General features: G+C 34.4%; 6 protein-coding genes. 3 read left to right on the top strand and 3 right to left on the bottom strand.

Features of this window, described 5'->3' with window-relative positions:
* The first annotated feature begins 32 nt into the window (after window positions 1-32).
* Together AABD74_RS19790 and AABD74_RS19795 are read left to right on the top strand one after the other, a co-directional pair.
* Entirely contained in the window at window positions 33-3,203 is a 3,171-nt protein-coding gene (locus AABD74_RS19790; protein ID WP_406844036.1) for a fibronectin type III domain-containing protein, read from the top strand.
* A gap of 2 nt (window positions 3,204-3,205) precedes the next feature.
* Window positions 3,206-3,454, top strand: a complete 249-nt coding sequence (locus AABD74_RS19795) for a hypothetical protein (protein WP_406844037.1) — start codon at window positions 3,206-3,208, stop codon at window positions 3,452-3,454.
* Window positions 3,455-3,996: 542 nt separating this feature from the next.
* Here the strand turns inward: AABD74_RS19795 and AABD74_RS19800 are convergent.
* From AABD74_RS19800 to AABD74_RS19810, 3 genes are read right to left on the bottom strand one after another with little or no spacing between them, the layout of a single operon-like run.
* Complete coding sequence (locus AABD74_RS19800) at window positions 3,997-6,186, bottom strand: hypothetical protein (RefSeq protein ID WP_406844038.1); 2,190 nt, start codon at window positions 6,184-6,186, stop codon at window positions 3,997-3,999.
* A complete protein-coding gene (locus tag AABD74_RS19805) occupies window positions 6,183-6,920 on the bottom strand; it encodes a hypothetical protein (protein ID WP_406844039.1) in 738 nt (245 codons plus the stop codon). The genes AABD74_RS19800 and AABD74_RS19805 overlap by 4 nt, the downstream gene beginning before the upstream one ends.
* An 11-nt stretch (window positions 6,921-6,931) precedes the next feature.
* Window positions 6,932-7,357 (bottom strand): T9SS type A sorting domain-containing protein, encoded by a 426-nt coding sequence (locus tag AABD74_RS19810; protein WP_406844040.1) that lies wholly within the window; start codon window positions 7,355-7,357, stop codon window positions 6,932-6,934.
* A gap of 1,029 nt (window positions 7,358-8,386) precedes the next feature.
* On the opposite strand from AABD74_RS19810, the gene AABD74_RS19815 reads away from it, so the two are divergent.
* A complete protein-coding gene (locus tag AABD74_RS19815) occupies window positions 8,387-13,744 on the top strand; it encodes an amino acid adenylation domain-containing protein (protein WP_406844041.1) in 5,358 nt (1,785 codons plus the stop codon).
* The last annotated feature ends 31 nt before the right edge of the window (window positions 13,745-13,775 follow it).

The following is a 13,775-nucleotide window of genomic DNA, read 5'->3' on the forward strand; positions in this document are numbered from 1 at the left end:
CATAGGAAACAATCAACTAACTCAATTCATAAATGATAAAAAAAATCAAAAAATTTCTGTTTCTCTTTACATTCATTAGTTCGAGTTTCAATTGTAATGCACAGTTATTTCCAGTTCAGTTAACTCCCGTTTTTAAAAATCCGTACAGCGTTAAAATATCCGACTATGCAACTAGTATGGATACTAAAATGCAGTTAATGATAAACCCGACAGATGTTACAATTTCATATCGACAAGTAAGATTAAAATTGTACATACAAGGAAATGGGATCAATATACAAAGCAGTGATTATATAACAGGACAAAAACCTATTTTTATCAATGGGGGTGAATTTCAGACTTTAACCAATATTGATATTTCTGCCTTATTCAGACTTGAAAACCTGCAGGGAATTACAGCAGCTCAATATGCAAATCCTTTACCGGATGGAATGTATAATTTTTGTTTTGAAATGTATGATTACATCACAAATCAAAAAATATCACAAAAGAGCTGTGCGAGTTTATATCTAATCTTAAATGATCCGCCATTATTAAATACCCCTCAAAAAAACGAGCAAATCGCATCAAGCGACTTCCCGAATATTATGTTTACCTGGACACCACGCCAGATGAATGCCATTAATGTTTCCTATAAATTTGAATTAAAACAGCTTTTAGATCCTTCGCTTGATCCTCAGTTTGCTTTTCAAATGTCACCCATTTTATATGAAGAAACACTTTTTGGAACTGCTTTATTATATAATTTAAATATGCCAATCCTGACTCCGGGGATGCGTTATGCGTGGCGTGTAAGAGCAATATCAACTACCGGGCTTTCAGAAAATGCTATTTTTAAAAATGACGGTTACAGCGAAATTTATTCTTTTAAATATACCCAAAAGTGTAATCCCCCAACATTTGCTTTATCAGAAATTGTAAGTCCAAGTACTGTAAAGATAACTTGGCAGGGAATTCCAGATCATACTAAATATCAGGTTCAATATAGAAAAAAAGCTATTGCAGTAACCAATAAAAGGGGAAAAACAACCGAAAAAACATTTGAATGGTTTTCGACTTACAGTCTTAATAATCAGGTTCTACTAACCAATCTTGAACCTGAAACTATATATGAATTCAGGGTTGGTTCCAGCTGTACAACAGAAGCAGAAGGTGTTCAGAGTTTTACATATTCTAATACAAACACATTTACAATACCTAAAAAGGAAAATGCGATTGCAAGTTATAATTGCGGCATAAAACCAAATTTTAATATCAGTAACCAAAAACCGCTTACGAATTTAATACAAAGCGAAACCTTTACAGCTGGTGATTTTCCGGTAACAATTCTGGAATTAAAAGGTGAAAACAGCCCATATTCAGGACGAGGTTATATCGTTGTGCCTTATCTGGCTGATACTAAAATTGCTGTTGAATTTAACAATATTGTAGTCAATACAGATTATCAATTAATAAGCGGTGTTGTAGAGACGAGTTATAATGCAGATTGGGGGAATGTAGTTGATGTAAAAGAAGTTGTAAATGATTTTAAAGGATTAATAAGTCAAATTACGGACTTGCTCGATAAGGCAAATAAATTAGAAGATCAAAAAGCTTCGGAAACTGTTAATGAAGAAAAATATAATGAAGATTGGAAGGGAATTTATGAAAGCTTAGAGAAAACAAACGAGCAGTATAAAGCCTTAGTAGATTCTTATAATATATCAGACGAATTAGAGAAAAAAATTGCTGATTTAAAACCCGTTTTTGTTGAATTGGCTTCTAATGATTATGCCACAACGGGTAATCAAACCAAAGAAAATTTAGCAAAAATAAATAAAAATTACGATCAATTAAATAAACTACTTAGCGATGAATGTGATGCTGGTTTAAAAAGTATCATAGCTTTTTTAGCCACCGAAAAAGTGAATTATTTAAAACTAGCGACAAGTGAAATTTCAAAAAACACAACTTCAATTTCTGAAAGTAATAAAATATATAAAGTTTCTATTTATGATGAAGAAAACAGCACATTAAAAATTACTCATTACAAAGGCTGGAGTATCAGCAGTCCTGTTCAGAATTTATTTTTGATCGAAACTAAAGACCCTGAATTAAATAAACAAAAAATCACCAAATTTTGGTTAAGCTATAATCCAAACAATGTAGATGGTTATGCTTCAGGCGTTGATGTAGTTATTTATCTTAAAAATCCAGTTCCAAATCAGGATGAGTCTTTCTGTGCGCAAAAAACCACTATCGTAAAAGGTCTTTCTGCACAAGCTCAGTTTGCAGATGCAATGAATCAAATAGTCTTTTATGGAGCATTAGGAATAGGATCAGTTGAAGCACTAGGAAGCATAAAGGCAACAGAATGTATTTCAGGATTTACTCTTGATGCAGGATTTCAAATAGGCATCAATGCAATTGTAAAAAAATATTTAAACGAAAAATTTACAACAAAGCAGTTAATGAAAGAGGTTTCAATACCTAGCGCAGTGACAAGCTGTGCAACTGCAGCTTTAGTAAATAAATGCGGAACAGCCTGTGCAGGAATTAGTGGTTTCGTGGTAGGTTTTGGTGATGATATCTGGGAACAGATAAAAAACGGAAAAAGTTTATCAGAAATAGAAGTAAGCCAAAGCACCTTAAACGGAATAAAGCAGGGAATTTTAAATATTGTAGTTCAAAAAGTAATTACTTTTGGTATTAGTAAATTTTCAGCATGGCGAGGAAAATATACTGCAAAACAGGTTGAAGAAGCTTTACAGGATTTGCAGGCAAATCCTGGGAAGTATGGTTTAGGAATAAAAGCGACTTTTAGATATGGAAACAATTTCGTTTCAAAATTGAAATTAAATTCGACATTGACTGAAAGTGAAAAATCTATTGCTGAAGAATCACATCAAATATTGAATTCTTTGGAGTTTCAAAAAATAACAGATGGATTTGCAAATAAAACGCCTGTTCAAATTGAAATTAATGGAAGAACAATTTCATATGATGATGCTCCTTTTTCTGGTATGACTTGGTTTGAGAAAAATGGGTTTAATGTTGGTAGAGAAGCTTTTGAAAGCGAAAAAGAGTTGATTAAAACTGTTTTGCACGAAATGCATCGTTTACGAACTAGTACCTTAAGAGGAAGCGGATCAGCTACGGAAGTTACAAAAGAAACAAAAGCAGCTTTTGATTTTGCTGAAAGAACATTTAATTTATTTGAATAAGTATGGAAGAAAGAAAGAAATGGTTAAACGTAGTTGAAAAATTTAGAATTGATATTAATACTATTATAAAATGCCCACATTGTGAAAAAGGATATTTAATAACTAAAGATGTCGCTTTTGATGATAATGAAATAGATAAGGGAGGTGAAAGATTTATCGAATGTCCAGCATGTGGTAAATTTGAGGTTGTCTTATATAGAAAACCCCCAGAAAATTGGTATTTAAAAAATAATATAGATGACTTAAGTTAAGTATTTTCTTCTTGTAATGGCAAGGAATTTTAAATATTGTAGTTCAAAAAGTAATTACTTTTGGTATAAGTAAACTTTCAGCATGGCGAGGAAAACATACTGAAAAACAGGTTGAAGATGCTTTAGAGGATTTACAGGCGAATCCACAGAAGTATGGTTTAGAAGGGAATACTTTAAGTAAAAATGTTGAAGATATAATTTCAAAAAAAGTTTTAAAGTATATCACTAAATATGACAAAAGTTGGGAAAAATGGTAGATTATCCCCCTGCTCCCGCACGAATCCTTTCGTGTGCTCATATGCAATTTAAATCTAATATTTCTTTCTAGAGGTATTTAATATATTAAAAATGAGTAGAAATTTTAAATTAATATTATTTGAACGTATGCTGTACGTACCACACGAAAGGATTTGTACGGCAGCGGGGGAAAAATATGAAAAGATATTCCAGAACATCACCTTTAAAATGACAATCTAAAATTGAAGAATAAAAAAAGAGGCTCAGATTAATCTGAACCTCTAAATTCTATTATGTATGTTTTTTTATTGTGTCACCAATAACTGCGGATACGGAGTTGGTGTTGTATTAATTATCACCGTCGGCACGCCTACTTTTACATTTACTAATAATTTACTTAATGTAGGATTTGCTGATAATGTAGAGTTTACATAAATAGCAGAAGAATCATAATATAGATTCGACGGTTTTGCTACTACTACATTTCCTGCAATTGTTGAATTTAAAATGTAATGAAAAGTCGAATTGTACACTACAGGCGCAAACATATTAGAACTGTCTGAAAATTTACATCCTTCAATATAAGTAATCATAGCATTTAAAGTTGCGGCTGATAATGTGTTATTAAAAAAATTAGAACTGTATATCGAAATTGAATTACTGTTGATTACACTCGCTCCGGTATAATTACTAAAATCACAATTGGCAATTACAGGATAATTTTGTGCTCCCATGTCTAAAGCAGTCTGACCTCTGTCGAACTTGCAATCTACCCAGGCATTTAAGTTATTTGGTCGGGTTGCCTTCATTGACATTGCCGTAGTACAATTTATAAACTGACTTTTGTAATACATGGTTTTATCGACATAACTCGATGTGTTATAATCTCCTGCGTATGGTAATAACGGTTCCTGAAAGAAACCTCTGGCACAATTTACAAAACCTAAATACTCAAAAAAGTTATTATCAAGCCCCATAATTTGATACAAGTGAATTCCGTTAGTCTGATCTCTAAAAGTAATAAACCTTAAATTTGCATACGCAATCTGACCAATTCCAACGCCATTTATTTTACCTGCATATATACCCGTGCTGCCGCCTTGCAATGTTAAATAGGCCAGAACAAAATTAGTGTCAGTTCCTGTGTCTAATGTAATTAAAGGGAAATCATCTTTTAAACCTACAATTACCGTTTTTCCGGTTCCCTGCCCAATTATACCATGATTTCCGTCAAGATGAACATTTAAAGTACCGCCTATATAGAATATTCCTTCCGGTAGTTCTGCAATTCCTTTTGTATCAATAAGATTTTGAATATACGCCCTTTGATCTGTTTTTCCGGTTCTTTCCGTTTTCCAGTTCGCACCAAGCGGGTCTGGCAGAGTTTCCCAAGCTGTTCTTGCCCAAGGTGTATATTTTGTTCCTAAAATAGTATTGCTAATAGCAGTTGTAACTGCTGTATTTGTAATGGTACTGGTTTGCTCCGTTCCGTTATATTTTACAGCATTGCTTTTGTCTAAATTTCCCAGTAAATCAAAACCTGTTACAGTTCCGCTTCCTCTTTTGTATGCTCCTTCTCCATCAATTAAAAACATATTGGTTCGGGCCGATATCACATCGTTTGACGTACGCAGGTATTTATTTAAAAAGAATACATTTTGAGCATCAATATCGTAAGATCCTGTTTGAACGGCAGAATAGGCATTACCGCCCCCAAAATCGGTAATTTTTAAATTACCCATATTTTTAGCCGTAAACATTGCTTTTGTACCCAATCCATTTAAATTCCATCCTTCACTGTCTACACCAACAAAAATAGCAGACTGCAATCCGTCAATATCTGTAGCATCGCCAGCCGGGGTTAAATAATTAGAATGTAAATTAACGTTTCCATAGCTTGGCGTTGTGCTATTGCCTTTCATTATTAATTGATTGGAAATTGACTGTGCCTGATGTTTTATAATCTTATTATTTCTAAAATAACCAGATGTACTGCAGTCAAACTTAATCTGTCCGCCAATATTGATCAGCTCATTATTATCTAATTTTGCTCCCGTTGCATTGATATAAACGTATCTTAAAGTTTTAAGGACGCAATTTGTTATAGGTGCACCGGGTTCAAAAGTTACGGTACGGTCTACAAATGAAAGTTGTTCTATGTGTACATTTGTACTTCCGGCAGCGATTTTAATATTAGATATTTTAGATAATGTTGGATGTCCATATAATCTTTGATTACTTTTCATCACAAGATCTACTCCGGAATAATCTCCTTTTTCCAGACGCACAGAACCATATTGATCTAAAGCAGCCTGAAGCGTCGCTTTTTGCGCAAGCGGCAATAAATGAGCCTCAAAATATTTAATTTCTTCTATTTGATTATTTACACCTGTTGGTGGTTCCGGTATGGTAACCGGAGCTTCTTCAAGAGCATATTGATAGTTTTGTGAAAAAACTGCTGTTGAAAAGAGTAAAAAAAATAGTAACTTTTTCATTGTCCCGATATAATATAGGAATTTGTGCCTGTTTTTCTAAGAAATCCAAATCTTACGTTTCCGGCAGCACTGGTAAACTTAGCGCTTCCGCTTGCAGTATAGTTTATTGTTACGCCAGAAGATGCCTGTATTGTTAATACCGCACCATTATGAGCTTCTAAATTAATAGTATCTCCTGTTAACATACTCGTAAAATTAGACGTTAAGGTTAAGGTAGATGATGTCGTACACTCTATTGTATTATTTACATCTGTTGTAGTAATGCTTCTGGAAGAAGTAAATGGAATGACTGCCGCTCTTGGTGTTGTAGTAGTTGTACCAACTATTCTTTCGGCTGTTTTTGCATGCAATGCATAAGGAACGCTCAAAAGCTGTGTAGTTCCCATAATGTTATAGTTAGCTCCTCCTGTTACATCAACTTGTGTTTCTATAAAATACGGGCCTTTTTCCCATGCAATTGCACTAAAAGTACCTGTAGTAATGTTTCCTGTTCCAATTTCGAGAGAAACTAAACCATTGTTATTTGTAGTTGCAGAATGTGTTTCCTGGTAAATAGTAGTTCCTGTCGCACTGCCTTGATGTACAATAACCCTAAGGCTTATTTGCGAGTTTGCAACCAGATCATTATTCTGTGATCGAATAATTGCCTGATAACTCATTTTTTCTGGTGATTGTGCATATAACTTAAACGTAACAGTCACAAGCAATAATAGTATAGTAAGCGCAGATTTCATTGTGTTCTTCTTTATTTTTTTAATATTTTAAACGATTGCAAAATTTTGTTGTCTACATATACCACAAGTATATAAAGAGAAGGGCTGAGATTATTTAAACTAACCTGGGTTTCAGTTTGATTAATTTTGTTTTGCTTTAATAGTCTGCCCAGAATGTCATAAAGTTTATAGGATCGATCGCTGCTTTCAAACTCAGTTCCTTTCATGCTTACATTAACAAAATCTGCTGCCGGATTTGGGAAAACTACTATTGATGCTTCAGGTTCTTCAATTTCCGGATTACCCAGAGTTTCATCTGATTCCTGCTGCTGTATTCCCTGGGCTACATTATAAGCAGTTTGTACTCCAATATAGGTATAGAATACTTGTCCGATTGAATACGTTACAGAACCTGAACTTCCGGTTGCGTTACTCCCGGATGGAATTATAGTTTCCATAGTATCATTTGTCTGCGTATTTTGGCTAATCCCCTTAAAGGGAATAAACGCAGTCATGATTATGAGTAGATTAAGGGGTTTTAAATTTAAATACTTCACAGTGCTATAAGGCTTTTAATTTATACTGCAAAAATATTTAATAGCAAAATAAAATCGATATAACGAATTTTATTTCCGATAAACTACACAAAATGTAGTATTTTAATGACTATTTACCTACATCAAAAAAAATGTTTTTCAATAATTTATCGCTTAATATAAATTACTTAAAAAATATCCGACGATATAATTTAAACAGTAACTGTGAAATTAAATATTTTAATTCCAGTATAAACCAGATGATACTTAATTACAACGGTAGTTTATTTCACTAAATTATATCACTAAATCCTTTTTGTTTAATCCATAATTATTAGATGCCCTTATAAAAAAAACTGCATTAAATTAACAGTTATCTTACTGAATACAAGATATTTACAAACAACAAAGCTAAATATTTTTCTATAACAAACCATCACCAAAATAAAGTTTTTCCTTACAAAGGATAAATTGGTCTGAATAAGGAATTATTGACTTTTAAAACATATCCCGGCAGATAAATTAGGCAGTAAATTTATCTCTAAAAAAACTCCATTATTATCAAAGAGAAAATTGCATACACATGATTGATTTAAAAGTGCCTGCTGATTTTAAAATAATTGCCCCATATAATTTAAAATATGCAATTCATCGATAATAATAGCTTTATACAGAAAATGCAAGTATTAGTAAAAAAAAATTACTTTTTTTGATTAACATATTGATTACTAGGACATAAATATAATTTCAATAAATGCCAAATCAATGATTAAAAACTACTTATAATTCTTTCATTTATTTATTAACGAAGCAGGTAATTGTAAATAAAAAATGCAGTCATTTCTCTTTAATGATCTGTAAACCTGGATTTAAGTCGCGTTTTTCTTTAGTTTCACATTAATTGAATCCTATTATTTTGTTCCACTCTAATTTTAATCCACTTAAATTAAAATGAAAAGAGCTAACAACAATAATTTAGACAACGAGGGAAGTTGGACTAAAATGGCGTATCCCCAAAATACGCTGTATGAAATTTTTACAGAGCAGGCAGCTATCTCTCCTAATTCTATAGCACTTGAATTTGAAGATGAACAAGTTAGCTATAAGGAGCTAGTAAAAAAAACAAATCAGCTGGCAAATTACTTTTTGGCTCAGGGTTTATCTCCCGGACAAATTGCTGCCGTATCTATGGAACGGACTCCCAATTTAATTGCTTCTCTTTTAGCTATTTTACAATGCGGTGCTGCATACTTACCATTAGATCCAAAATTTCCGGCAGCACGTTTACAATTTATGCTCGAAGATTCTGGAGCTAGTTTTTTGCTGACAGCAGAATCACTTGCCGATTCGTTGCCCAATTACTCAAAAACTATATTAATCGAAGACGCTTTGTCTTTAATTGACAACTATCCTGTTACACCAACTGCAGTTTCTGTTTCTTACGCTACTGCAGCGTATATAATCTACACTTCGGGATCTACCGGAAAACCTAAAGGGGTAACTGTCACACATAAAAACTTAGTAAACTTCCTGTTCAGTATGGCAATTGAACCAGGAATAAATGCCGAAGATAAATTATTATCGATTACTACAATTTCTTTTGATATTGCCGGTCTCGAATTATTTCTTCCATTGATTAAAGGTGCGGCTGTAGTTTTTGCTGATTATGAAACTACTCGTGACGGTCAGCTTTTACTTAATCTTTTACAAAAAAAAGGAATCACAATATTACAGGCTACACCTACTACATGGCAATTACTTCTTGATTCGGGGTGGGAAACTCCGCTGGCCCTAAAAGCATTATGCGGCGGAGAAGCTATGCCGTTAAACCTGGCACGCCAGCTAATTTCAAAATGTGATTCACTTTGGAATATGTATGGCCCGACAGAAACAACTATTTGGTCGGCTATAAAACAAATTAATGCAGATGATGAACTAATAACTATCGGGTTTCCAATTGCAAATACACAAATTTATTTATTAGATGAAGAAGGAAAAGCCACAGCACCCGGAACAATTGGAGAAATTGTTATAGGCGGCGATGGAGTTGCTCAAGGCTATTGGAACCGCCCGGAACTTACCACTGAAAAATTCATTTCCAATCCGTTTTCTACTGAACCCGGCTCAGTTCTTTATCGCACCGGAGACTTAGGAAAACTATTGCCAAATGGGGAGTTTCAATGCTTAGGCCGTATAGACCACCAAGTAAAAATAAGGGGGCATCGTATTGAATTAGGCGAAATAGAAGCTGCCTTAAATAGTATTCCTGAAATAAAACAATCAGCCGTAATCGTAAGTAAGTATTTTGGTAACGAAGATAAACTTGTTGCTTATTTAAAATCTGGCGCACAATTACAAGATGAAAAACCAATACATGAAGCACTTTCAAAAATTTTACCCGAAATATTATTACCTTCTAAATACATTTGGGTAGACGAATTTCCAATTACGCCAAATGGAAAAATTGATAAAAAAAACCTGCCTGTTCCTGAACACAGCAGACCGGATTCTGCACCACCGTTCAAAAAACCAAATACCCAATTAGAAAAAGATATTGTAAAGATTTGGAGTGAAGAATTACAAATAGCAAGTATAGGTATCGATGATGATTTTTTTGACATGGGCGGCAATTCTGTACTGGCACAAAAAGTAACTTCTTTAATGAGACAGCGATTATCGCTGGATGTATCTGTTTCAAAAATCTATATTCATCCCACCATTAGGGAACTTGCTGATACTTTAGAAGAAAACAATAATGAAAACAATAATAAAGAAGATTCGTTTGCATTTAAAAAAACGGATAATCAAACCACTTCTGGAGATATTGCAGTGATTGGTATGGCCGGAAGATTTCCCGGTTCTGATACCATAGAGGAATTATGGGAAAATCTAAAAGAGGGAAAAGAAACAATCTCATTATTTACCAAAGAAGAATTAGATCCAAGTTTACCCGAAAGTCTTCGTAAAGACCCATTTTATATAGGCGCCAGAGGGATTTTGCCTTCGGCTAAAACATTTGACGCTCATTTCTTTGGATTAAATCCACAGCTTGCAGCCGCCATGGATCCTCAAATACGCGTGTTTTTAGAAATTTCATTTGAAGCATTAGAACAAGCAGGACATCTTCCTAAACATTATAAAGGAAGCGTAGCTGTATATTCTGGAAGCGAAATCAATACCTATTATGAGAACAATATATTCAACAACAAAGAGCTGAAAAGTTCAGTTGGCGAATTACAAATCTACACCGTAAACGGAAAAGATTTTATTGCTCCGCGTACTTCTTATCATTTAAATTTAAAAGGTCCTTCGGTTAGCGTACATTCTGCCTGTTCAACTTCTTTATTAGCTGTAGCCGAAGCCGTAAAAGCTATAAGAACTGGTATGTGCGATATTGCGCTTGCAGGAGGTTCCAGCGTAACTTGTCCTATAAATAGCGGCCATCTTTATGATGACGGATTTATCAAAAGCCCTGATGGATCTACAAGATCTTTTGACGCTTCTGGAAAAGGTACTGTTTTTAGTGACGGTGCCGGAGTTGTTTTACTAAAAAGACTGGAAGAAGCTGAGAAAGATGGAGATATAATATACGGCGTAATTAAAGGAGTTGGCGTAAATAATGACGGAGGAGACAAAGGCAGTTTTATGGCGCCAAGTCCAAGAGGTCAGGCCGGAGCCATAATTAGTGCCTTTAATGATGCCCAGATATCGCCCTCTGCAATCAGCTACATGGAAGCGCACGGAACTGCAACTCCCGTAGGAGATCCAATAGAAATAGAAGGACTTAAAATAGCTTATGGCAAGCAGGAAAAAAACAATTATTGCGCATTAGGTTCTATAAAAAGCAATATGGGACATACCACGGCGGCTGCCGGAGTTGCAGGTTTAATTAAAGTATTATTAGCCATGCGCCATAAGCAGATACCGCCTATGGTTAATTTTCATGAACCAAATCCAAATATAGATTTTGCAAACAGTCCTTTTTACATCAATAATAAATTAATTGAATGGGAAACTGACAGCATAAGAAGAGCCGGCGTGAGTTCTTTTGGAATTGGAAGTACAAATGTTCATGCAATCGTTGAAGAATATACAGCAGAACCTTTACCATCTTCGGCCGGACGGCCGCTGCAGCTATTAATGTGGTCTGCAAAAAGCCAAAACAGTTTGTTAGGTTACGAAAATGCACTGGGGCATTTTATTGATAAATCAAGAAATATCCCTTTAGCAGACATTGCTTATTCATTGAATATTACGAGAGATGATTTTAATCACCGAAGTTTTTTAGTAACGAATTCTACAGATGATGCTGTTGAAAAATTAATTTCTTTAAAAGCAAAAAACACTAAATCCTCAATCTTAAAAAGTATTCCAAGTGAAATGGGATTTCTATTTCCGGGACAAGGAGCTCAGTATCTGCAAATGGGAAAAACACTTTATGATAACGAAAAAGTATATCGTGAGGCAGTAGACAAATGTGCAGAATTGTTAATGGAAGATTTAAAATTAGATATTCGCGAAATACTTTATCCGGAAACCAATTCAACTGAGGCCGAAGCACGCTTAAAAGATACACGTCTAACCCAGCCAAGTTTATTTGTTACAGAATATGCATTGTCTCAGTTATGGATGAGCTGGGGAATAAAACCAACTTTTCTCTGCGGTCATAGTATTGGTGAATTTGCGGCTGCACATTTAGCCGGAATTATAAATTTAAAAGATGCCTTGCATATCGTTGCAGTTAGAGGCAGATTAATAAGCGAGCTGCCCGGCGGATCAATGTTGGCGGTACGTGTACCAGTAGAAAAATTATATGAACTCATTCCTGATACACTTTCGGTTGCGGCAATAAATTCAAGTCAGTTTTGTGTGGCTTCCGGAACGAAAGAAGATATTGCACTATTTAATCAGGAACTTGATGCACAAGACATTCCAAACAAACTGCTTCTTACAAGTCATGCCTTTCACTCTTTTATGATGGAGCCAATTTTAGATTCTTTCAAAAATGAAATAGAAAAAATAAAACTAAGTATTCCCAGACTGCCTATTATTTCAACAGCAACGGGAACCTGGCTTACAGACACTGAAGCCACAAGTCCAACCTATTGGGTTAACCATTTAAAAAACACAGTACGATTTGCAGATGCTATGGATACTGCATTTGAATTAGAAGATTATATATTGTTAGAAGTAGGTCCCGGTCAAACCCTGATTACTCTGGCTCGCCAGCAGGCTGCCGGTAAAGTCATACCCGCTTTTTCCAGCATAAATTTTCCTAAAGAAGAGCAGGACAATGAATATTCGACTTTATTAAATACCGTAGGTGAATTATGGGCTAAAGGCATAACCCCAAATTGGAGTTCTTTCTACAAAGAACAGCAAAGGCAAAAAATCGAGTTACCGGGTTATGTTTTTGATCGCAAACCCTGCTGGATTGAGCCATTAAATACTGTTCAAACAACGGTAGTTCAAAAAAATATAATTTCTGATATACCTGTCGTTTCAAATACATCCGCAGCTTCAATAGAAACGGAAAATAGTATTAAAACTAAAGAATCAAGAAAGGATTCTGTACTTGTTAGGATTTCAGAAATTATAAAAGAAGCATCGGGCATAACTTATGATCCAGATTCGGCTTCAAATACTTTCCTGGAACTAGGTTTAGATTCCTTATCACTGACCCAATTATCAGGAAGGCTGAAAAAAGAATTTGATTTACCTATTACTTTCAGACAACTCAATGAAGGTTTTCCTACTCCATCACTTTTAGCAGATTATATAGATTTAAATCTTCCTGAAGAGAATTCTATTGAGACTAAAGAGAATGAAATTGTTTCTAACCAAACTATTGATCCCCCTGTTTTAACAAATGAGATACCATTATCATCAACTCAAAATCAAGCCTCATTAGAACAAATTGTCCAGCAAATTCAGCTTTTGAGCCAAAAAGTTGACCAATTACAAAATTTTCAAAATTCTTCTGTAAACGGAAATACTTCATACGTCAATTTAAAAGTAAAACATTTCGATGCCCTTAAATTTAATCCTGAAAATCGGATCGAGACAAACGGAGTTAATGGTGCTCACAAAAAAGAAAAAGCTTTTGATATTTCAAAAATCAATGGCAGCCAGTTATTTGAAACCAATGCTGCAGAAAAAAAATATACCATAATGGCAGATGAACCTCCTGTTCCGGGCAGTAAACTAGGACGGGATGAAAACGGAAATCCGGCATGGTTTATTGAAGATTCTGGTCAAAAAGGAAAATTTACTAAAACGAGGTTATTAGAACCAGATAAACATAATTAATAATTCAAATTGTCAATTTAAGAACTGTGCA

This window comes from Flavobacterium soyae (assembly GCF_045348165.1).
In the GTDB taxonomy this organism is placed as follows: Bacteria; Bacteroidota; Bacteroidia; order Flavobacteriales; family Flavobacteriaceae; genus Flavobacterium; species Flavobacterium soyae.